The organism is Phytoamicus setariae (genome assembly GCF_016722925.1).
GTDB lineage: Bacteria > Pseudomonadota > Alphaproteobacteria > Rhizobiales > Rhizobiaceae > Rhizobium_E > Rhizobium_E setariae.
In genome coordinates this window covers 120,047-139,131 of sequence record NZ_JAEQNC010000014.1, presented here as the reverse complement: position 1 = coordinate 139,131, position 19,085 = coordinate 120,047, and the positions used below count along the sequence as shown (strand labels likewise).

General features: G+C 59.6%; 25 protein-coding genes. 9 read left to right on the top strand and 16 right to left on the bottom strand.

Translation table 11 applies throughout. From position 1 onward, the window contains the following. The first annotated feature begins 15 nt into the window (after nucleotides 1-15). Nucleotides 16-1,005, top strand: coding sequence for an inositol 2-dehydrogenase (gene iolG / locus JJB09_RS21715; protein ID WP_201663177.1), 990 nt, complete (start codon nucleotides 16-18; stop codon nucleotides 1,003-1,005). Between the two features lie 55 nt (nucleotides 1,006-1,060). On the opposite strand, the gene JJB09_RS21710 is transcribed toward iolG, so the two are convergent. The 6 genes from JJB09_RS21710 to ruvC form a co-directional block, all read right to left on the bottom strand. Further along, entirely contained in the window at nucleotides 1,061-1,933 is an 873-nt protein-coding gene (locus tag JJB09_RS21710) for a metallophosphoesterase (RefSeq protein WP_201663176.1), read from the bottom strand. Next, the gene (gene ruvB / locus JJB09_RS21705) at nucleotides 1,934-2,974 is read right to left on the bottom strand and encodes a Holliday junction branch migration DNA helicase RuvB (RefSeq protein WP_201663175.1); all 1,041 of its coding nucleotides are present in this window, start codon (nucleotides 2,972-2,974) and stop codon (nucleotides 1,934-1,936) included. A gap of 64 nt (nucleotides 2,975-3,038) precedes the next feature. Continuing rightward, nucleotides 3,039-3,656 carry a Holliday junction branch migration protein RuvA gene (ruvA, locus tag JJB09_RS21700; protein WP_201663174.1) on the bottom strand — a complete coding sequence of 206 codons (618 nt, stop codon included), beginning with the start codon at nucleotides 3,654-3,656 and terminating at the stop codon, nucleotides 3,039-3,041. Between the two features lie 12 nt (nucleotides 3,657-3,668). Further along, on the bottom strand, nucleotides 3,669-4,076 hold the full coding sequence (locus JJB09_RS21695; RefSeq protein WP_201663173.1) for a type II toxin-antitoxin system VapC family toxin: 408 nt from the start codon (nucleotides 4,074-4,076) through the stop codon (nucleotides 3,669-3,671). Nucleotides 4,077-4,080: 4 nt separating this feature from the next. Next, nucleotides 4,081-4,332 (bottom strand): AbrB/MazE/SpoVT family DNA-binding domain-containing protein, encoded by a 252-nt coding sequence (locus JJB09_RS21690; protein WP_201663172.1) that lies wholly within the window; start codon nucleotides 4,330-4,332, stop codon nucleotides 4,081-4,083. 60 nt (nucleotides 4,333-4,392) lie between these two features. After that, on the bottom strand, nucleotides 4,393-4,905 hold the full coding sequence (ruvC, locus tag JJB09_RS21685) for a crossover junction endodeoxyribonuclease RuvC (RefSeq protein WP_201663171.1): 513 nt from the start codon (nucleotides 4,903-4,905) through the stop codon (nucleotides 4,393-4,395). A 151-nt stretch (nucleotides 4,906-5,056) separates the two neighbouring features. Between ruvC and JJB09_RS21680 the strand changes: the two genes are divergently transcribed. Further along, entirely contained in the window at nucleotides 5,057-6,058 is a 1,002-nt protein-coding gene (locus tag JJB09_RS21680) for an LLM class flavin-dependent oxidoreductase (protein WP_201663170.1), read from the top strand. Between the two features lie 57 nt (nucleotides 6,059-6,115). Here the strand turns inward: JJB09_RS21680 and JJB09_RS21675 are convergent, their stop codons facing one another. From JJB09_RS21675 to JJB09_RS21650, 6 genes are all read right to left on the bottom strand, one after another. After that, nucleotides 6,116-6,862 carry a YebC/PmpR family DNA-binding transcriptional regulator gene (locus JJB09_RS21675; protein WP_201663169.1) on the bottom strand — a complete coding sequence of 249 codons (747 nt, stop codon included), beginning with the start codon at nucleotides 6,860-6,862 and terminating at the stop codon, nucleotides 6,116-6,118. Between the two features lie 111 nt (nucleotides 6,863-6,973). After that, nucleotides 6,974-7,798: a TIGR00282 family metallophosphoesterase gene (locus JJB09_RS21670; protein ID WP_201663168.1), complete on the bottom strand. Its 825-nt coding sequence runs from the start codon at nucleotides 7,796-7,798 to the stop codon at nucleotides 6,974-6,976. Continuing rightward, complete coding sequence (locus JJB09_RS21665) at nucleotides 7,799-8,383, bottom strand: 5-formyltetrahydrofolate cyclo-ligase (RefSeq protein ID WP_201663167.1); 585 nt, start codon at nucleotides 8,381-8,383, stop codon at nucleotides 7,799-7,801. Nucleotides 8,384-8,450: 67 nt separating this feature from the next. Next, the gene (locus JJB09_RS21660; protein WP_201663166.1) at nucleotides 8,451-9,125 is read right to left on the bottom strand and encodes a DUF1345 domain-containing protein; all 675 of its coding nucleotides are present in this window, start codon (nucleotides 9,123-9,125) and stop codon (nucleotides 8,451-8,453) included. A 33-nt stretch (nucleotides 9,126-9,158) separates the two neighbouring features. Beyond that, a complete protein-coding gene (locus JJB09_RS21655; protein ID WP_201663165.1) occupies nucleotides 9,159-9,350 on the bottom strand; it encodes a DUF1192 domain-containing protein in 192 nt (63 codons plus the stop codon). After that, nucleotides 9,347-10,642 carry an MFS transporter gene (locus JJB09_RS21650; protein WP_201663164.1) on the bottom strand — a complete coding sequence of 432 codons (1,296 nt, stop codon included), beginning with the start codon at nucleotides 10,640-10,642 and terminating at the stop codon, nucleotides 9,347-9,349. Before JJB09_RS21650 ends, JJB09_RS21655 begins: the two co-directional genes overlap by 4 nt. A gap of 217 nt (nucleotides 10,643-10,859) precedes the next feature. Between JJB09_RS21650 and JJB09_RS21645 the strand changes: the two genes are divergently transcribed. Further along, entirely contained in the window at nucleotides 10,860-11,015 is a 156-nt protein-coding gene (locus JJB09_RS21645; protein ID WP_201663163.1) for a hypothetical protein, read from the top strand. 6 nt (nucleotides 11,016-11,021) lie between these two features. Here the strand turns inward: JJB09_RS21645 and JJB09_RS21640 are convergent, their stop codons facing one another. Together JJB09_RS21640 and JJB09_RS21635 are read right to left on the bottom strand one after the other, a co-directional pair. After that, on the bottom strand, nucleotides 11,022-12,053 hold the full coding sequence (locus tag JJB09_RS21640) for a peptidoglycan -binding protein (protein ID WP_201663162.1): 1,032 nt from the start codon (nucleotides 12,051-12,053) through the stop codon (nucleotides 11,022-11,024). A gap of 1 nt (nucleotide 12,054) precedes the next feature. Beyond that, nucleotides 12,055-13,086, bottom strand: coding sequence for a flagellar motor protein MotA (locus JJB09_RS21635; RefSeq protein WP_425523761.1), 1,032 nt, complete (start codon nucleotides 13,084-13,086; stop codon nucleotides 12,055-12,057). A 455-nt stretch (nucleotides 13,087-13,541) separates the two neighbouring features. On the opposite strand from JJB09_RS21635, the gene rcdA reads away from it, so the two are divergent. The 3 genes from rcdA to JJB09_RS21620 all read left to right on the top strand — a co-directional run bounded on the left by rcdA (nucleotide 13,542) and on the right by JJB09_RS21620 (nucleotide 15,081). Then, complete coding sequence (gene rcdA / locus JJB09_RS21630; RefSeq protein ID WP_201663160.1) at nucleotides 13,542-14,060, top strand: protease adaptor protein RcdA; 519 nt, start codon at nucleotides 13,542-13,544, stop codon at nucleotides 14,058-14,060. A gap of 212 nt (nucleotides 14,061-14,272) precedes the next feature. Beyond that, the gene (gene ykgO, locus JJB09_RS21625; protein WP_201663159.1) at nucleotides 14,273-14,398 is read left to right on the top strand and encodes a type B 50S ribosomal protein L36; all 126 of its coding nucleotides are present in this window, start codon (nucleotides 14,273-14,275) and stop codon (nucleotides 14,396-14,398) included. A gap of 68 nt (nucleotides 14,399-14,466) precedes the next feature. Continuing rightward, entirely contained in the window at nucleotides 14,467-15,081 is a 615-nt protein-coding gene (locus JJB09_RS21620) for a tetratricopeptide repeat protein (protein ID WP_246748874.1), read from the top strand. Nucleotides 15,082-15,322: 241 nt separating this feature from the next. Here JJB09_RS21620 and pyk read toward each other — a convergent pair whose 3' ends face one another. Beyond that, a complete protein-coding gene (gene pyk, locus JJB09_RS21615; RefSeq protein ID WP_201663157.1) occupies nucleotides 15,323-16,762 on the bottom strand; it encodes a pyruvate kinase in 1,440 nt (479 codons plus the stop codon). After that, nucleotides 16,762-17,202 (bottom strand): DUF1036 domain-containing protein, encoded by a 441-nt coding sequence (locus tag JJB09_RS21610; RefSeq protein ID WP_201663156.1) that lies wholly within the window; start codon nucleotides 17,200-17,202, stop codon nucleotides 16,762-16,764. The genes pyk and JJB09_RS21610 overlap by 1 nt, the downstream gene beginning before the upstream one ends. A gap of 367 nt (nucleotides 17,203-17,569) precedes the next feature. Here JJB09_RS21610 and JJB09_RS21605 point away from each other — a divergent pair, with 367 nt between their 5' ends. From JJB09_RS21605 to JJB09_RS21595, 3 genes are all read left to right on the top strand, one after another. Next, on the top strand, nucleotides 17,570-18,364 hold the full coding sequence (locus tag JJB09_RS21605; protein ID WP_201663200.1) for an N-formylglutamate amidohydrolase: 795 nt from the start codon (nucleotides 17,570-17,572) through the stop codon (nucleotides 18,362-18,364). A 20-nt stretch (nucleotides 18,365-18,384) separates the two neighbouring features. Next, a complete protein-coding gene (locus JJB09_RS21600) occupies nucleotides 18,385-18,690 on the top strand; it encodes a DUF1244 domain-containing protein (RefSeq protein ID WP_201663155.1) in 306 nt (101 codons plus the stop codon). Nucleotides 18,691-18,789: 99 nt separating this feature from the next. After that, on the top strand, nucleotides 18,790-19,056 hold the full coding sequence (locus tag JJB09_RS21595) for a DUF2312 domain-containing protein (protein WP_201663154.1): 267 nt from the start codon (nucleotides 18,790-18,792) through the stop codon (nucleotides 19,054-19,056). Nucleotides 19,057-19,085 lie beyond the last annotated feature (29 nt).

The window sequence follows — 19,085 nt, the reverse complement described above, 5'->3', positions numbered from 1 at the left end:
ACAGAGAGCAAAGCGATGACGGTTAGATTTGGTGTCCTCGGCGCAGGCCGGATTGGCAAGGTGCATGCGAAGGCGGTCAGCGGCAATCCCGACGCGAAACTCGTAGCGGTGGCTGACGCGATGGCCGACGCAGCGACTGCCGTTGCCACACAATACGCTGCGGAGGTGCGATCTATCAGCCAGATCGAAGTGGCCAATGATATCGACGCGGTCATCATCTGCACTCCGACCGACACGCATGCGGACCTGATCGAACGATTTTCGCGCGCTGGCAAGGCGATCTTCTGCGAAAAGCCTGTCGATCTCGACGCCCAGCGCGTAAGGGAATGCCTCAAGGTGGTCGAGGAAACCGGCGCCAAGCTCATGGTTGGCTTCAATCGTCGCTTCGATCCGCATTTCATGGCCGTGCGCAAGGCAATCGATGATGGCAGGATTGGCACAGTTGAGATGGTCACGATCACCTCGCGCGATCCGGGCGCACCGCCGGTGGACTACATCAAGCGCTCAGGCGGCATCTTCCGCGACATGACCATCCATGATTTCGACATGGCCCGTTTCCTGCTCGGCGAAGAAATCAGCTCGGTGAGCGCACACGCTGCGGTGTTGGTCGATCCCGCGATCGGCGAGGCCGGCGATTACGATTCCGCCACCGTCATCCTGGAAACGGCCTCCGGCAGACAGGCAGTCATCACCAATTCCCGCCGTGCCACCTACGGCTATGACCAGCGCATCGAGGTGCATGGCTCCAAGGGCGTCGTGTCGGCAGAAAACCAGCGCCCAGTGTCGATCGAAATCGCCAATGGCGACGGCTACACGCGCCCGCCGCTGCACGACTTCTTCATGACCCGCTACACCGAGGCCTACGCAAACGAAATCGCCTCCTTCATCTCGGCCATCGAAAAAGGTTCGGCGATCAGCCCCAATGGCACGGATGGCCTGCTGGCGCTCCAGCTTGCAGACGCCGCGCTCGCCAGCATCAAGACCGGCAAGCGCGTCAAGCCGTAAACCCACGGCTGCAAGGTCCACGCTCAGCGGGCGGCCATTGGCCGTCCGCTTCGTATCAACCCAGATCGATTTCAACAATCTCCGGCCACGCGCCGAAACGGACCGGCAGTCCGGTGCAGCCCAATCCGCGCGAGACGATGATGTGATTGCCATTTTCCACGATGTGTCCGCCAAGATAGCGGCGACCGAAACGTGAAGGTACTATCGGCGCCCAGCCGAAGAAGTTGACCTGCCCGCCATGTGTGTGTCCTGACAGCGTCAGTTGCACGCGCTCCGGGACTTGAGGAAAAATATCCGGCTCGTGGGCAAGCAGGACGACCGGTGCCATGTCGGTGATCTGCCCCAGAGTACCCGACAGGTCGTCGAGCCCGTGACTGCGCATGGCAAGCTGATCGCCCAACCCCGCGAGCCAGAACGGATGGCCGTCTTTGTCAAGCCGCACGGCCTCGTTGATATAGACGGGAATGCCGGCATTCCTGAGAGCGGTTTCCGCCAGGGCCGGTCGCGCCGGATCTCGCTGAAAAGCAAGATCGTGCCAATAGTCGTGATTGCCCATGATCGCGTGAACGCCCAGCGGCGCTTTGAGTTCAGCAAGCGCATGCGCCCAGCTTGCCGGATCAGTCTCTCCTGTCACGAACTGCGTGGCGGCGACATAGTCGCCCAGCAGCAGGATGAGATCCGGCTGAAGCGCATTGGCCTGGGCGCAAATCGCGCCAACGCGTTCGGCAGTCATCCATGGCTCGCAGGCGTGAAAATCGGAAAGGACGACAATCTTCAAGTTGAGCCCCCGCGTCCAGTTCGGCGGCCGGAACGCATAGCGGGTGATCCTTGGCGTGGCCATCGCTTCCGTCACCGGAAAACCGATGAAGGCCGCACCAGCGACGATTCCGCTCAAAACGAGTTTCAGAAACCGTCGCCTGGTGAGCAATTAGTCCTCGTCCTGAAACAGCGCGAACTGTGTAACCGACAGATTGGCCGGCGGGGTGAGACCGAGATGCTTCCACGCATTTGCGGTCAAAACACGGCCGCGTGGCGTGCGCTGGATGAAACCCTGCTGGATGAGATAAGGTTCGATAATGTCCTCGATGGCGTCGCGCGGTTCCGACAGGCCGGCCGATATCGTCTCGATGCCCACCGGGCCACCGCCAAAATTGGTGGCGATCATAACAAGATAACGCCGGTCGAGCTGGTCAAATCCCATATGGTCGACATCGAGCCGGGTGAGCGCCATGTCGGCGATCTCGCGCGTTACCGCCTCGGCCTTCGCCACCTCGGCAAAGTCACGCACGCGCCGCAGCAGGCGACCGGCAATGCGCGGCGTGCCGCGCGCCCGTCGTGCGATTTCGCGCGCGCCCTCATCGGTCATGCCAAGTCCCATCAGCCGGGCGCCCCGCCGGACGATCAGCTCAAGTTCCTCCACCGTATAGAAATTCAGCCGCACCGGAATGCCGAAGCGGTCGCGCAGGGGATTGGTGAGCAGGCCGAGGCGAGTGGTGGCAGCCACCAGCGTGAATTTCGACAGGTCGATCTTCACCGAGCGTGCCGCCGGCCCCTCACCGATGATCAGGTCGAGCTGGTAATCCTCCATCGCGGGATAGAGGATTTCCTCGACCGCCGGATTGAGGCGATGGATTTCGTCGATGAACAGCACATCGCGTTCTTCGAGATTGGTGAGCAGCGCCGCGAGATCACCGGCCTTGGCAATCACCGGCCCCGACGTCGAACGGAAATTGACGCCCAGTTCCTTGGCCATGATCTGCGCCAGCGTCGTCTTGCCGAGACCGGGCGGCCCGACAAAAAGCACATGGTCCAGCGCCTCGCCGCGGTTCTTGGCCGCCTCGATGAAGATCTTGAGATTGGCGCGTGCTTCGGCCTGCCCGGTGAATTCGTCGAGCGACTGCGGCCGGAGCGCGGTATCGAGATCGTCGCCACGCTTTTCAGGCGTCAGCAGGGTATTGGGACCGCTCATTGCAGAAGTTCCATGGCATTTGATTTTCCTGGCTTAGCAGCCCGGGCCACCGATGAAAATGGACTCAACGCGCCAGCTCCTTCAAACCCAGCCGGATCAGCTTGGAACTGTCCGCCCCCTCGCCGCCATTCTTCAGCGCTGCGGCCACCGCATTTGCGGCCTGGTCGCGCGAATAGCCGAGGTTGGTCAGCGCCGAAACCGCATCGGCCACAGGTGCTGCAGCCACCCCTTCCCCGAGTTCCTGCTTGAGCCCGATGTTGAGCGAGCTGTCACCGGCAAATGCGGGCGCCTTGGCCTTGAGTTCGGTCAATATACGAACGGCCACCTTGGGACCGACGCCGGGTGCGCGCGAAATCGACGTCTTGTCCTGCAGCGCAATGGCATTGGCGAGCTCCGACGGTGTCAGCGTCGACAGGATCGCCAGGGCGACCTTGGAGCCAACGCCCTGGACGATCTGCAGCAAACGGAACCACTCCCGCTCGAGCGCCGACGTGAACCCGAACAGCTTAAGTTGGTCTTCCCGCACGTAGGTCTCGATGAACAGCACCACCGCTTCGCCCACCGAACCCGCTCGGGAAAGGGTGCGCGACGAACAGAAGGCGACATAGCAGACCCCGTGCACGTCGACGAGCAGGTGGTCCTCGCCGATTTCCTCGATAGTGCCTTTGAGTTTTCCGATCATGGAGGAGCGCTTTCAGGGATGGGTTTCAGGAGTGATAAGGTCGACAGTCGGAAAATATGCGCGATAGCCTTTGGGATCGCGAGTCAGGATTGAATAGCCTCGAACAACGGCATGGGCGCCGATCAGAAAATCCGGCAGCACCCTTTCGCGGCCTCCTCCAGCCTGCCGATACTTGCGAAATGCCGCACCCGCCGCAAACGCCGCCGTCCAGGGCAGGCTCTCGCGATGAAAATCGCGCTCGGGTAAAAGCTGCTCGACTTTCTCGGGGGATTCGTAGCGAACTGAAAACTCGGCATAGATAACCGGGTTGATAATCAGCGACCCTTCAAACGCGGCCAAGCGCCCGCGCGACCACTTCAGCCAGTTTTCATCACGCACCGCGACATCGACGAGAACATTTGTATCAACGAGGACAGCCATCGGATTATCTGTCGCGTGTCAGAGACATCAATGCCTCTGCATCGATAGCCTGGTCGCCGGTACCTTCAAGACGATCGAGCGTTTCGAGAAACTTGCCGAGCCGCTCTCTATCCGCAAGTTGCTGCTCACCATCCTTGGGGGTCACGACAAGCTTTCCGGACTCGATCGAAAAGACGACCTCGCTGTTGGGCTTTATGCCCGTAAGCTCGCGAAGATCGCGTGGTATGGTGACCTGACCCCTGGAGGTAACACGCATGAACTCGCCCTTTCCTTTCAGTAAGAAATATTCTTACTTGAGGAACAAGTCAAGAACAAACTAGCCGCCAAGCGCCTTCAGCCGGGCACGTGCGCCGCCGGAATTGTGGGCATGGCAGATGGCGATCGCCAGCGCATCGGCTGCATCATTGCCGACGAATGTCGCCTTCGGCATCAGCACCTTGAGCATCATGTGGATCTGCTGCTTCTCGCCGTGACCGACGCCGATCACCGCTTTCTTCACTGCATTCGGCGCATATTCGGCGACCGGCAGGCCGGCACGCGCCGGCACCAGCATGGCAATGCCGCGGGCCTGTCCGAGTTTCAGCGTCGCTGTTGCGTCCTTGTTGACGAAGGTCTGCTCCACCGCAGCTTCATGCGGTTGATAGGAATGGATGACTTCGGCCAGCCCGTCGTGAAGCTGGCAAAGGCGTGACGCCAGATCGGCCTTGTCGTCAGACTTGACCGTGCCGGACGCGACAAATTTCAACGAATTGCCAAGGGTCTCGATAATGCCCCAGCCCGTACGGCGCAGGCCCGGATCGATGCCGATGATACGAATCAAGCTGTTCATCGCACATCTATAGGCCCATCGCGCCGGCGCGCCAACGGAAAGCCGGCCCGCAGCCATCAACCGCCACCGTTGAATTGGGGAAGGCTTCCTTGAATTGATCCGCCGCAGTCCCTAACTCCGCCTGACAGGCGTTTGACCCAGGAACCGCATCATGATCCCATTTTCCATTCTCGACCTCGCAACGGTTGCCGAAGGCAGTTCGATACCGGAAGCACTGGAAAATACGAGGCAGATGGCGACCCGGGCAGAAGAACTCGGCTATACCAGATATTGGCTCGCCGAACACCACGGCATGCCGGCAGTAGCAAGCGCCGCCACGGCTGTACTTATTGGCCATGTAGGAGCGGCGACATCCAGAATTCGCATCGGCTCCGGCGGCGTGATGCTGCCCAATCATTCACCGCTGGTGATCGCCGAACAGTTCGGCACGCTCGCCTCGCTGTTTCCCGGCCGCGTCGATCTCGGCTTGGGACGAGCGCCCGGCACGGATATGCGCACCGCCCGCGCGTTGCGGCGCGACCTGGAGGCGGGCGCCAACGGATACCCCCAGGATGTGCTGGAGCTGCAGTCCTATCTGGCGCCGGCGACAGACGGGACCCAGGTGCTGGCCGTTCCCGGCCACGGCACCGAAGTGCCTCTGTGGATCCTCGGATCGAGCCACTATAGCGCCCACCTCGCCGGGATGCTCGGCCTGCCCTATGCATTCGCCTCGCATTTTGCGCCGGATGCACTTTATGAAGCGCTTGCTATCTACCGTGAACGCTTCACCCCATCGACCCAGCTCGACAAGCCTTATGCGATGGTGGGCATCATGGGCGTCATCGCCGCGACTGACGAAGAGGCGGCCTATCAATTCACCTCGTCGCAGCAACAGTTCGTCAACCTGCGTCGCAATGTCAGAGGTCCGTTTCCGAAGCCGATTGCCAGCATGGACGGCTTCTGGAGCGAAAACGAACGGTTCGGCGTCGAGCATGCGCTGAGTTGCGCCGTGGTCGGCTCTCCGGAAACCGCGCGGGCCAAGCTTGCCCTCTTTCTTGAAAGCACGGGGGCCGACGAATTGATCATCTCGACGCCGGTGCACGATTTCCAAACGCGTCTTCGCTCGATCGAGCACTTCGCCGCCATGCGGGACTTCATCCGCAAAGCCGCATGAAAATGCCCGGACGCGCTGGGCGCGTCCGGGCACAAAAAGTCTGGTCTGCCGGATTGGTCAGGCCGAAAGCTTGGCAAGCACGTCCTCGGGAATGTCCATATTGGTGTAGACATTCTGCACGTCGTCATCGTCCTCAAGCGAATCCGTCATCTTCATCAGCGACTGCGCGCGTTCCTCGTCAACCGGAACGGTATTCTGGGCGCGCCAGATGGCCTTGACCGTCGAGGCCTCGCCGATCATGCCTTCGAGCGCCTTGGACACTTCGTTCATGGCCTCGAAGCCGCAATAGATGTAGTGGCCGTCCTCATCGGTGACGACGTCGTCGGCACCCGCCTCGATCGCCGCTTCCATGACCTTGTCGGCATCGCCGGCCGACAGCGGATAGACGATTTCGCCCACATGATCGAAGGAGAACGATACCGAACCGGTTTCGCCGAGCGCCCCGCCTGCCTTGGTGAAGATCGAACGGACATTCGAGGCCGTACGGTTGCGGTTGTCCGTCAGCGCCTCAACGATGACGGCAATGCCGCCCGGACCATAGCCTTCGTAGCGGACCTGATCGTAGTTTTCGCCGTCGGCACCCGCCGCCTTCTTGATGGCGCGGTCGATGTTGTCCTTGGGCATGGACTGCGCCTTAGCGTTCTGGATCGCCAGACGCAGCGCCGCATTCATCGTCGGGTCGGGCAGGCCCGACTTGGCGGCAACCGTGATTTCACGCGCAAGCTTGGAGAACATTTTGGACCGGATCGAATCCTGCCTGCCCTTGCGGTGCATGATATTCTTGAATTGTGAATGGCCAGCCATGGCACCCCTGCAATGTAGAATTCTGATTTTTATGGATGCGGCCTTATATTGCCTCAAAAGCCCTCGTTCAAGGGGTCGCGAGGATTTTGACCGCCTCGTTGAGAGGACCGTCTAAGCCCAGAATTCAGGCAGCGTTTCCTGAAGTCTCGCGCCAATCCTGAGCGGCGCGATCTTCTCGGCCAGTCCCGTGCGGTCGGAAATCTCGACGCCGACGCCGCAGATTGTGGCCGGTCCGCCTGCGGGCTCAAACCGGCCACGCGGCACCTTGGTCAGGAAACGGTGCAACGGCTCTTCCTTGTCCATGCCGAGCGAGGAATCATAGTCGCCGCACATGCCCGCATCCGACATGTAGCCGGTGCCGCCGTTGAGGATCTGATGATCCGCCGTCGGCACATGCGTGTGCGTGCCGACGACGAAGCTCGCGCGGCCATCGACGAAATGACCGAAACATTGTTTCTCGCTCGTTGCCTCGGCGTGGAAATCGAACACGACGGCGTCAGCTTGTTCGCCAAGCGGGCAGGCATGCAGGATCGCTTCCGCAGCCTTGAAGGGGTCGTCGAGTTCGGGATGCATGAACACCCGCCCCATGATATTGGCGACCAGCACGCGGGCGCCGTTGCGGGCGATGTAGAGGCCCGATCCCTTGCCGGGGGTACCGGCAGGGTAATTCGCTGGCCGGAGGAACTGGTCGTGGCGGTCGGCATAAACCAGTGCTTCGCGCTGGTCCCAGACGTGGTTGCCGGTGGTAACGACATCTGCCCCTGCGGCGATCGTCGAGGTGAATATGTCTTCGGTGATCCCGAATCCCCCAGCGGCGTTCTCGCCATTGACGATGACGAAATCGAGCTTGAGATCGGACACCAGTCCAGGCAGCCGGCTCCACACCGCCTCACGTCCGCCTCTGCCCACCATATCGCCGAGAAACAGCAACCGCATTCACTTGTCCTTTTGAAACATGTGCAGACCACTCTCGGTCAGCACGGCATCGAGCGGCACATCATGTGCCTCGAAAGGGATGGTTTCGACCTGTTGGCAATCAAACGCAATGCCGATCAGCCGCGGGCTTCGCCCCTTGGCATAGAGCTTGGCGATCGCCCGGTCGTAGTATCCGGCACCATATCCGATGCGATGGCCGGTGGCGTCGAAGGCCGATAGCGGCACAAGCAGCACATCCGGGTCCAGCACCGGTGCGGCCGATCCCGGTCCGCTTGTGCCGAAGCCGGTGTCTACCATGGGCATTCCATCGGCAATCTCGCGAAACTCGATCGTATGCCGGTCGAGAACCACGGGTAGGCAGAGGCGCGCGCCACGTCCTTTCAGGCGGTGCATCAGGGGCCGTATGTCGGCCTCCGTCTTGATGGGAAAGAAGCCGGAGATCACCTCGCCCGGCTCGAACGCGATGATCTCGGATGCCAGATCGGCCATCAGCAGGCTTTTCTCGATCCTGTCGCCAACCGGTATCTCGTCGCGAGCTGCCAGCCTCGCCTTGCGGAGTTGCAATTTGTTGATCTTGGCGTCCATGAGGCCCCTGCAGTCCTGCTTTTGAGAGGCGATGTCTAGGACCAGAAAAGATGATGTTCAAGTCCAATCAGACAATGCTGGTGGCGATGTTAATGCTCAGCGCCAGAATCGTGGTGTTGAAGAAGAACGAGATCACCGATTGGATGAGCACCAGAATGCGCATGGAGCGCGATCGAATATTGATATCCGCCGTCTGATTGGCAACGCCGATCGTCACGGTAAAGTAGAGGAAGTCGATATAGTCAGGGCTCTTCTCATCGAAGAAATCCAGGCCACCGCCCCTGGCGTTGCGCACCCGTTTGCCGCCCTTGTGCTCCATGTAGTATTCGTGGGCATAGTGCTCGGTGAAAATGACCTGAATGAACGCCCATGAGATAACGATCGTGGCGATCGACACGGCGATGTAGAAGCCGGGATCGCCGGAATGCTCCGCCTTGGTCTTTGCCAGTTCGGCAATGATCGCCACCAAGCTTGCGGCCGCAGCGACAACCGACAGGGCAAGCACGGCAAAGCGCCCTTCGTCAGCACGCTCGGCGCGCGTACGCATCTGCTCGTCTGTTGCGCCGACCATCATGAAGGTCGTCAGAATGAGGAACGCCCCGGCGGAAATGTCCCAGGACAACAACAAGCGTGCCGAAGCATCGCCATCGAACGGATAGAACATGAACAGTCCGATGCCGGCGAGCGTGCACAAGACCAGCCTTGGTCGCGCCCTGACATGACGAAGCACGGCCATATCCATTCGCTGATTACCCCCGGCGCAATCGAGTATCGACTATTTCTTGAAAAGTCCTTCGGCAACGTTCCGGCTCGACGACTTCGAAGCGATCTCCGCTTCCAGCCGCGCGATCTCCGCGCGAAGAAGGTCTATCCGTGCGCGAAGTTCCTCGACGGAAATCGTTGCCAGATCCGCGCCGATCTCATGGACCGTCTTTTTGACCTGTTTGTCGTCGTCAAATAGGCTCATGTCGCCTCCGCTCCAGCGTCCCGGGCCCCGAAACTACCCTCTTCGCCGCCGGGCGGCAAGGGTTGCGAGCGCGGGTTGAGGGCGAGGCTTTCCGGTGTCGTCTGCGTGCCGGACGAAACCGACGAGTAGGCGTCGCGTTCCCCGACAGGAATGGGCGCGCGCAGCTTGGAGCGGATAATGGCATAGGCGGCAATCAGGATATGTGCCGAAGTCGTAACCCCAAACAGCGCATAGGGTCCGAAATACTGCATGACCGGGCCGCCAACCGATGGGCCGATGACGGTGCCGATGCCGTAGAGCAGCAGCAGTCCCCCGGACACATTCATGAACTCCGATGGTTTTGCAAAGTCGTTGGCGTGGGCAACCGCGATCGGATAGAGCGCGTTGGCCGTTGCACCATAGACGCCGATCAGGATCAGCAGCACGATGACATTGGCAGGCTCGAGTACGAACATCTGGAACCCGGCGAGGCATGCGATGCCAGACAGGATGGCCAGCACATAGCGCCGGTCCATGCGGTCGGACATCCGCCCGGCCGGCATCTGCATCGCTGCACCGGCAAAAATGGTGATCGTCATCATCAGGGCGATATCGCCCGCGCTCAGCCCCGCCTTGGCACCGAATACCGCACCCAACGTACCCCAAGCGCCATTGGCGATGCCGACGAGCAGGATACCGATGAACGAGACCGGAGAGTTCTTGTAGAGCGCCGTCAGGTCGAGGCTCACCTCGTTGAGCGGCTTGGGGGTTTGCGCCGTTGAGATCAGCGTCGGCAGCATGGCCACGCAATAATAGATACCGGCGATCATGAACAGGATCGGCGTGTGGATGTCGGAGAATGCCACCGTCATCTGGCCACCCACGACCCCGATCAGCGTGATCGAGATATAGAGCGAGAAGATCATCCCGCGGCTCTCGTTGCTCGCGCGCTCGTTGAGCCAGCTTTCGATGATCATCGAGGTCGCCGCGGTGCTGAAGCCGGTGACGGCACGCGACAGGATCCAGAAATTGGGTTCAACGACAATGCCGGTTAGCAATGCGGTGATCGCGATGATCGAGATAAACCCAGAGAACGCCCGAACATGCCCCATGCGCTTGACCAGGCCGCGCGCAAAAATGCACCCCAGCACGAACCCCCCTGCCCATGAAGTGCCGAAGAAACCCATCACCGTTTCGGAATAGCCTTCCGACGTACCCCTCATCGGCATCAACAGGCTATGCAGACCATTGCCGAGGAACAAAAACAGCGTACCAGTCAGCAACGCGAGGACGGAAATGAGGTTTTGCTTCATGAACGAGCTCTCGAAACGACACTGGAAACCAATCCGGCGCGGCACGATAGCAGAGCCTGACGGTGGGATATACGGGTGATATGGATTGGACGGAGCATGGTGATTCGTTCGCGCAACGCTTTGAACAACGCACCTTTGGATCGCCGGCCGGTTGGGAATTTCACCCAATGAAATAATCGCGCCGATTGTGTGGCAGAATGGTTAAGGATTTGAGATTTTGGCGAAAATCGTCCCGCTGCTGGCAATCCTGCTCATGCTCCTGCATCTTATCCGCCCACTCGGCCTGCCTGGGCTGAAGAGGCGGCGGGATTTCTGGAAAATCGCCATCCTGATGATCGCCGCCGTCCTGTTTGCTGCCGTGCTGCGCGACTAGCCGCGACTATTTTTCTGTCAGCTTCAATTCGATGCGGCGGTTCTGCGCCTTGGCCTCGTCGCTGTCGCCTTCTGCGATCGCCTGGTACTGGCCGAAACCTGCAGCCACCAGCCGATTGGCGGGCACGCCCTGCGAAATCAGGAATTTCACGACGGAGGTGGCGCGCGCTGAAGAAAGCTCCCAATTGTCGGCATAGCGGCCGGTACCGGATAGCGGGACATTGTCGGTATGGCCGTCCACCCTCAACACCCAATCGATCTCCGAGGGTATCTCCCTGGAAAGCTCGAGGAGCGCGGTCGCCAACTTGCCCATCTCGGCCTTGCCGGCCTCATTAAGCTCCGCACCACCAGACGGGAAAAGCACCTCGGACTGGAACACGAAGCGGTCGCCGACGATCCTGATGTTTTCGCGATCCGAAAGGATCTCGCGCAACCGCCCGAAGAAATCGGACCGGTACCGGTTCAGTTCCTGTACACGCTGCGCCAAGGCGACGTTCAGCCGCCGTCCTAGATCGGAGATTTTGGCTTGCGAAGTTTTGTCCTTGGCTTCTGATACCTGCAGCGCCTCTTCGACGGCGGCGATCTGGGCGCGCAATGCCGCGATCTGCTGGTTGAGCAGTTCGACCTGGTTAAGCGCCCGCTCGGAGATATCCTTCTGCTGGGTGAGCTCGTTGCTGAGCGTGCCGGCGCGTGCCTCGGCGGTGCCGGCCGTTCCGGCGCCCTGGTCGAGAAGTTTCTGCAGCTTGGAGCGTTCGCCTTCGGCCAGCGCCAACTGCGCCTGCAGGTTGGCGAACGAATCCTCGAGATCCTGCTTGCCGCTCTTTTCCAGCGCCAGCAATTCCGTCAGTTCGTTGATCTGGTTGTTGAGCCGGTCAAGCACTTCGTCCTTGCCGGAAATCTCCCGGCTGAGAATGAACTGGCCGAGCACGAAAACCGTCAACAGGAACATGATCGAAAGCAGCAGGGTCGATAGCGCATCGACAAAACCCGGCCAGTAATCGATCGTCCGTTCCCGGCCGCCCTTGCGCCGCAAAGCCATCTTACTCTTCCTCGATCTTGTCCGTCAGCCGGTCGAGAGTACGGCGCAGGGCTTTCGATTCCTCCTGCTGCGCTTCGATCCAGTCGCGCAGCATCTGCTGTTCGGTTCGCATGTTGCGCACGAGCCCCTGAATACCCTCGGCGAGATGCGCCATGGCGGCAGTTGACCGCTGGCTAGAACCGCCATCCTGGGAAATGCGCACCAACTGCTCGGAAAGATTCTTGAGCTCTTCCGTCGAACCGGTATTCAGGCTCTCAACCACTGGCGCGACCGCGAAATCGGATGACACGTCTGTGACCGAGGAAAGCCAGTTCTCCAACTCGTTATAGAATCGGTTCTGTGCCCGGCCGGCCTGAAGATCGAGGAAGCCCAGCACAAGAGAACCGGCAAGACCGAACAGCGATGTCGAAAATGCGGTTCCCATTCCCTGCAACGGCGCCGAAAGACTTTCCTTGAGCGTATTGAGAATGTCGGCGGTTTCTCCCGTTCCCGCGTCAAGTCCCTGGATGACCGTGTTGATCGATCCGATGGTGCCGAGCAGGCCCCAGAAGGTTCCGAGAAGACCGAGGAAAACCAACAGGCCCGTCAGGTAGCGGGTCGTGTCGCGCGATTCGTCGAGCCGTGATGCAATCGAATCGAGAATGGAGCGCAGGGCGGCGGTGGAGAGCGCCCCTGTGTTGCTCGAGGAAATAAGCGCGCGCATGGGGGCCAGCATAACCGGCTCGCGGCCGGCTTTCTCCGTCGAGCCCGCCGCCCTGAAGGAGTTGAACCAGCGAACTTCCGGGCGCAACGAAATCACGTGATTGAAGGCCAGCAGGATCCCGATCAGCAAAACACCGAGAATCAGGCTGTTGAGACCGGGATTGGCAAGGAATGCGTTGTGGGCCTGCCGAAAGAGAATCGCCGCGGCAAAGCCGACCAGGATCAAAAAGATCACCATCGTCCAGAAATAGGACATCGGACTCGAAAGCTTTCTGCCGTAGACCGACTGGACTCCACTTTCATCTCGATCGAAAAAACCCGGTCCCGTCATGCGATTCATCAACTCCCCGAACGATGTGGCGGGAGCCTAGAGGAAGATTGCGCCGAATTGAAGAGGCGAGTTTCAGGCGCATCAGCTCCACAGTGCGCCGGATGCTGCAAAAGGAGACAGCTTCGTGCCGGCAAGCCGCCTTGGCGCGCATCACTATACTCAATATTAACCTTTCCAGCGTATTACTATTGTTATCCAGAGCTTCTGGACTCAGACAGTTTCCACACGGGACCGGTTCTGATTTTTCTCCCTGTTTTACCTTGAGAGCCGCTCTTCGCGGCTCTTTTTTTACGTTCTGGATCGCCTGAAGTTTACGAGAATTTTATGCAATCTGTGGAGATTAACCCTTCCTTAAGAATCATCTTGCGCTAGGACTAAACAGGCGGCATCATCCTGTTATCAAGACTTAGTCCTTCGGGATCCTTTTACTGTCATGCGTATAACAGGGAACGAAAATGCTTGAATCCGGAGCCAATACGATCAGCTTCGCCGGCCATGCGGCATCATCCGCACAGTTTAAAGGCCTCTATGCCGAAGGTATGTCGCTGGTCGAGGAGACCGCGTCCTACCTCGATGGTGCCGGACGCCTGGCGTCGAAGAGCCTACCGCGGATGGCATCCGTCCTTTATGCTGCAGAATCAATGCGCCTGACCACGCGGCTCATGCAGGTAGCATCCTGGCTGCTGCTGCAGCGCGCCATCAACAATGGCGAGATGACCCGCGATCAGGTGATGTCTGAAAAGAAGAAGGTTCGCCTCGATACATTCAATGTAGACCATACTGCCCCAGGCTGGATGGACCTGCCCGAAGAGTTCCAGGACCTCGTGGAAAAGTCTGTTCGCCTGCAGAATCGCGTTGCGGTACTGGATCGCGAGATCTACCGCCCGAGCGAAGCACCGTCGATCACCGCCAACAACCAGAACTCGGTTCAGGCGCAGCTTTCACTGCTGAAGACGGCTTTCGGCGTACACTGAACGTATCGGCAGATTGGTTCAAAAGCCGCCCGAAAGGCGGCTTTTGTGCTGATTTAACAGGGTATCGCGGCGAAATAGCTGCTTGTAGCGGTTGACATGAATTATATCTGTCGTTACATCCCACCTCAACTTCGGGCGCGCTCTTGTAAGACAGCACGCCTATGATTGTCAGTCACATCGGGGCAACCCGCCAACCCTCGCGGATCAATACAATGAAGATCAAAAATTCGCTTAAAGCGCTCATGGCACGCCATCGTGAAAACCGCCTGGTCCGCCGCAAGGGCCGCGTCTACATCATCAACAAGCTCAACCCGCGCTACAAGGCACGCCAGGGCTGATTGCCCGCGTACCGACGCAGGTCGAGTTTATGGTTGAATATTTGCAATGGCGGGCTACGATGTCCGCCATGCGCTTTTCTACATACCTGATATCCTTTGTGCTTGTAGCCGGCCCCGCGCTCGCCGGCCAGGTTGACCGTGCCCTGACATCAGCGACAATCGATAAGTCCGCGGAGATGCCGCTTGGGCCCCTCGCCCCCGACGATGCTCGGCTGGGCAGACTTTATACCCAGTTGAAGAAAGAGCGGAATCCGGAAGCGGCCAGCATAATCGCGGAAGAGATCCGCCAAGCGCTGACCCGCTCCGGCAGCCCAACAGTCGATCTGCTGATGTCCAACGCGACCAAGTCCATCGATGCAAAGCGCTACGGCGCCGCACTCGATTTCCTTGATCTCGTCACGCTGATCGATCCGGAGTACGCCGAAGGCTGGAACAGGCGCGCCACGGTCCACTACCTCATGGGCAATATACCGAAGGCGATGGCCGATACCGCCCACGTGCTGGCGCTGGAGCCGCGCCACATCGGCGCCTTGGCCGGGCTTGCGGGCATGCTCAATGACGGCGGTCGCGACGCACAGTCGCTGTTGGCATGGCAACAGTATCTCGAATACTATCCCGCCGACCGGGACGCCCAGAAAGAAGCACTCGATCTCATCAACAAGCTGGCCGGCCAGAAGACCTGACCCCCCCGTGGAGACGGGCAGAAGATACCCGGCAGGGTGGCTGAGGGGCGATCATCCGGCGCGCATTCTCCCGGTCTCAAGCACGATGTTCCGGGATCCAAGCTCTACTGGATCCGCTATCTCGGCCACAAGCCGGACTACGCGCGATCTTGCGATTGCCGCAATAGAAAAGATCGCGGGAAAACCCCGCGATCTCGAAAGTCTGGCACACGCCGTCGAAAGACGCATTGCTCGCAAATGATCAGATGCCGCTTTGGCCGTCCGAGCCGATAAACGCGATGCGCAGCATGTTGGTGGCGCCCGGCGTGCCGAGCGGAACGCCAGCGGTGATGATCAGGCGATCACCCGGCTTGCCAAATCCTTCATTGTGCACGATGCGGCAGGCGCGGTTGACCATATCGTCGAGGTCGGAGGCATCTTCAGTGACGACACAATGCAGGCCCCAGACAACAGACAGACGACGGGCCGTCTCGATGATCGGCGACAACGCCAGCACCGGCACCTCGGGACGTTCGCGCGCCGCGCGCAGGCCGGTGTTGCCCGACCCCGTGTAACAGACGATTGCCGACAGCTTCAGCGTCTCGGCAATTTCGCGCGCGGCAAGCGAGATGGCATCTGCGCCCGTCGCTTCCGGCTGCGGCCGCTGCGCATGGATGATGTTGGAATAGTAGGGATCGCGCTCGACCGTGCTGGCAATGGACGCCATCGTGGTCACCGCTTCGATCGGGTACTGACCGGATGCGGATTCGGCCGACAGCATGATCGCATCAGCACCTTCAAACACCGCTGTCGCGACGTCGGAAACCTCGGCGCGGGTTGGCACCGCGGCTGAGATCATCGATTCAAGCATCTGGGTGGCAACGACCACCGGCTTGCCGACGCGGCGGCAGGCACGGGTCAACTGCTTCTGGATGCCAGGCACGGCCTCGAGCGGCATTTCCACGCCGAGATCTCCGCGCGCCACCATCAGCGCATCGGAAAGCTCGATAATCTCATCGATCCGCTCGATAGCCTGGGGCTTTTCGATCTTCGACATCAGGCCGACGCGGTTTTTGGAAATCTTGCGGACTTCAGCCAGATCTTCCGGCCGCTGCACGAAGGAGAGTGCAACCCAGTCGACGCTGCCGGTCGCCAGCACCGCATCGAGGTCGACCCTATCCTTCTCCGTCAGCGCACCGATGGCCAGCAGCGTGTCGGGCAGGCTCACACCCTTCTTGTCGGAAATCTTGTTTCCCGCAACGACTGTCGTGACGATGCTCGTGCCGTTGCACTCCTCTGCTCTGAGGTGCAGCTTGCCGTCATCGATCAAAAGCCGATGACCGGGTTTGACAGCTTCGAGGATTTCCGGATGCGGAAGGTATACCCGGTTTTCGTCGCCCGGTTCTTCGTTGTTATCAAGCGTGAAAGTCTGTCCCGCCTTGAGCTCCACCGACCCATTGGCGAACTTGCCGACGCGAAGCTTTGGACCCTGAAGGTCGGCGAGAATGCCGATCGGCCGGCCGGAACGTGCCTCCACAGCGCGGATGCGGCCAATAAGCGTGCGCATCATGTCATGGCTTGCATGGCTCATATTGATGCGAAAGACATCTGCCCCTGCACGATGCAGCTTTTCGATCATATGCTCTTCGGCCGACGCCGGGCCGAGTGTGGCCAGGATTTTGACTTTCCTATTCCGCTTCATCAATTCTGACTTTCTTGCGATGCGGGCGTATCAGTCAGCTGAACCATCCAGCTACCCTGTCGCCCCGTGTCGTATTCCTTGAAACCGAACTGCTGGAAGCCGCGCGCATAGCAATCCTGTACACCGGTAATCTTGAACTCGTTTTCGGCGACGCACATGTTGACGCCGCCAGCCCAGCGGCCGCCGCGGGCGGCATCTTCGGCATAGAGATAGTAGTAGCGCGATTGCAGCTGTCCCTCGATGAGGGTAGCGCAGGTGGTGGCCGGTATCTGCCACCAGCCTTCCGAAATCCAGCCTTCCTTCGCACGATAGCCGATGGCCACGCCAACCAGGTTCTGTGTCGCGTTGCAAACGCGGAACTCTGCCTGCGCAGGCGCCGCGAAGGAAAGGGAAACGGCCGAGGTGAGCACGAAAAGACCAGCCAGAATAGAATTTCGCATCCAAATTCCCTTTGGAGGCCGCCCGTAGGATCCGGACAGGATGTTTCGGGCAGTGTCGACTTTACGGGTCATTGATTTTACGAGCATGACGTCAGCTGGCTCCCACCTGCCATGAGGCTCTTGTGCGTTGATCCGGAACGAATGTCAACGCATTTTCAATCGATTATATTACACATTGCGACCACGTCCGGACATTCGATCCGGACATTGCCGCCGCCGATGCATCCGGCTGACGCGAACCGCTCCTGCGCTTCGCGTGTGCTGAATCATACTCATATGCGTCCTGAGGCAAACTCTCAATAACAGCAACCTTGAAAGGAGGCGCTCTCCATGCAAAGACAGGATAAAAATGTCAAAAAGTGTGCCGATGCAGGACTTTGCCCCCTTCGAAATCATTTCTGGCGACCTGAAGACAGGTTGCGTCTTGCTGGCTGACCACGCCACCAATCATTTGCCGCCCGAATATGGCTCTCTTGGACTTGCCCCAGAATCCTTCAAACGCCATATCGCCTACGACATCGGCATTGAAACTCTGACACGGGCGCTGGCCGATCGGCTGGGTGTGCCAGCAGTCATGAGCCGATTCTCGCGCCTGCTCATCGATCCGAACCGTGGCGAGGATGATCCCACCCTGATCATGAAGATTTCGGACGGAGCGATTGTCCCCGGCAATCACCCGATCAGCAGCCAGGAATGGCAAAGGCGGATCCGCTCCTACCATCGGCCCTATCATGATGCCGTTTCCGAAGTGATCGGTTCGGTCGCGGAAAGCTGCGGTTCGGCACCGCTGGTGATCTCGCTGCATTCCTTTACCCCATTCTGGAAGGGCGTTGCCCGCCCCTGGCACGCAAGCGTGCTCTGGGATGCCGACCCCCGTGCGCCGATCTCTCTTCTCGATGCGCTCGGCAGGATGGACGATATCGTGATCGGCGACAATGAGCCTTATGACGGCGCACTCAAAGGCGACACGATGTACCGCCACTGCATGCGCAAGGGCATTCCGCATCTGCTGCTGGAGGTTCGCCAGGACCTCATTGGCGACGAAGCCGGAGTGGCGGCGTGGGCGGATAGGCTGGCACCCGTTTTTGCCGCATTGAACGGCGATCCCGCACTTCATAAGTATGAGATACACACCTCGCGAACCGGCCCCTATGAGAGCTGACGCACCCCATGGAGGCGACAATGACCAATTTGAGCAAAGAGCAGCAGACAGAGTTTGAGGCAGCGGCATTCCGCAGGCTGGTGAACCATCTGCGTGAACGCACCGATGTCCAGAACATCGACCTGATGAACCTCGCAGGCTTCTGCCGTAATTGCCTCTCCAACTGGTATCTCGACGCCGCCAACGCAGCCGGCGCGCCTCTTACCAGGGAAGAGTCGCGTGAACTGATCTACGGCATGCCCTATGAAGACTGGAAACAACTTCACCAGGGCGAGGCCACCGACAGCCAGAAAGCAGCCTTCGAAGCCAGCAAGCCCAAGCAATAGCGCGCGAGCAAGATACCGATTCCACTTGACGTCGAAAGCCTTTCGCGGCACCTGAACCGCGGGGTTTTGAAACCACGGAATCATCGAAGGAGCAGACACATGTCAGATGCACATGGCGTGGCCCGCGACCAGCTCAGGTCATTCATTGAGCGGATCGAACGGCTGGAAGAAGAAAAGAAGACGATCGCGGACGACATCAAGGACGTGTACGGCGAAGCCAAGGGCACAGGCTTCGACACCAAGATCCTCAAGAAGGTCATTTCCATTCGCAAGCAGGACAAGGACGAACGGATGGAACAGGAAGCCATCCTCGAGACCTATCTGCTGGCGCTCGGAATGCTGGAGACTGCTCCGGAAGCGGAATGAGACGTCACGCCACGCCGGCGTCACGACAA

Coding starts and splice junctions, on each gene's coding strand:
- JJB09_RS21655 (WP_201663165.1), bottom strand. CDS start 9,350: ATGAGCCTATTTGACGACGACAAACAGGTCAAAAAGACGGTCCATGAG.
- pyk (WP_201663157.1), bottom strand. CDS start 16,762: ATGAAGCGGAATAGGAAAGTCAAAATCCTGGCCACACTCGGCCCGGCG.
- JJB09_RS21690 (WP_201663172.1), bottom strand. CDS start 4,332: ATGCGTGTTACCTCCAGGGGTCAGGTCACCATACCACGCGATCTTCGC.
- JJB09_RS21675 (WP_201663169.1), bottom strand. CDS start 6,862: ATGGCTGGCCATTCACAATTCAAGAATATCATGCACCGCAAGGGCAGG.
- JJB09_RS21595 (WP_201663154.1), top strand. CDS start 18,790: ATGTCAGATGCACATGGCGTGGCCCGCGACCAGCTCAGGTCATTCATT.
- JJB09_RS21620 (WP_246748874.1), top strand. CDS start 14,467: ATGCGCTTTTCTACATACCTGATATCCTTTGTGCTTGTAGCCGGCCCC.
- JJB09_RS21600 (WP_201663155.1), top strand. CDS start 18,385: ATGACCAATTTGAGCAAAGAGCAGCAGACAGAGTTTGAGGCAGCGGCA.
- JJB09_RS21670 (WP_201663168.1), bottom strand. CDS start 7,798: ATGCGGTTGCTGTTTCTCGGCGATATGGTGGGCAGAGGCGGACGTGAG.
- JJB09_RS21680 (WP_201663170.1), top strand. CDS start 5,057: ATGATCCCATTTTCCATTCTCGACCTCGCAACGGTTGCCGAAGGCAGT.
- ruvB (WP_201663175.1), bottom strand. CDS start 2,974: ATGAGCGGTCCCAATACCCTGCTGACGCCTGAAAAGCGTGGCGACGAT.
- JJB09_RS21605 (WP_201663200.1), top strand. CDS start 17,570: ATGCAGGACTTTGCCCCCTTCGAAATCATTTCTGGCGACCTGAAGACA.
- ruvC (WP_201663171.1), bottom strand. CDS start 4,905: ATGAACAGCTTGATTCGTATCATCGGCATCGATCCGGGCCTGCGCCGT.
- ykgO (WP_201663159.1), top strand. CDS start 14,273: ATGAAGATCAAAAATTCGCTTAAAGCGCTCATGGCACGCCATCGTGAA.
- JJB09_RS21650 (WP_201663164.1), bottom strand. CDS start 10,642: ATGAAGCAAAACCTCATTTCCGTCCTCGCGTTGCTGACTGGTACGCTG.
- JJB09_RS21665 (WP_201663167.1), bottom strand. CDS start 8,383: ATGGACGCCAAGATCAACAAATTGCAACTCCGCAAGGCGAGGCTGGCA.
- iolG (WP_201663177.1), top strand. CDS start 16: ATGACGGTTAGATTTGGTGTCCTCGGCGCAGGCCGGATTGGCAAGGTG.
- JJB09_RS21635 (WP_425523761.1), bottom strand. CDS start 13,086: ATGACGGGACCGGGTTTTTTCGATCGAGATGAAAGTGGAGTCCAGTCG.
- rcdA (WP_201663160.1), top strand. CDS start 13,542: ATGCTTGAATCCGGAGCCAATACGATCAGCTTCGCCGGCCATGCGGCA.
- JJB09_RS21610 (WP_201663156.1), bottom strand. CDS start 17,202: ATGCGAAATTCTATTCTGGCTGGTCTTTTCGTGCTCACCTCGGCCGTT.
- JJB09_RS21660 (WP_201663166.1), bottom strand. CDS start 9,125: ATGGATATGGCCGTGCTTCGTCATGTCAGGGCGCGACCAAGGCTGGTC.
- JJB09_RS21695 (WP_201663173.1), bottom strand. CDS start 4,076: ATGGCTGTCCTCGTTGATACAAATGTTCTCGTCGATGTCGCGGTGCGT.
- JJB09_RS21640 (WP_201663162.1), bottom strand. CDS start 12,053: ATGGCTTTGCGGCGCAAGGGCGGCCGGGAACGGACGATCGATTACTGG.
- ruvA (WP_201663174.1), bottom strand. CDS start 3,656: ATGATCGGAAAACTCAAAGGCACTATCGAGGAAATCGGCGAGGACCAC.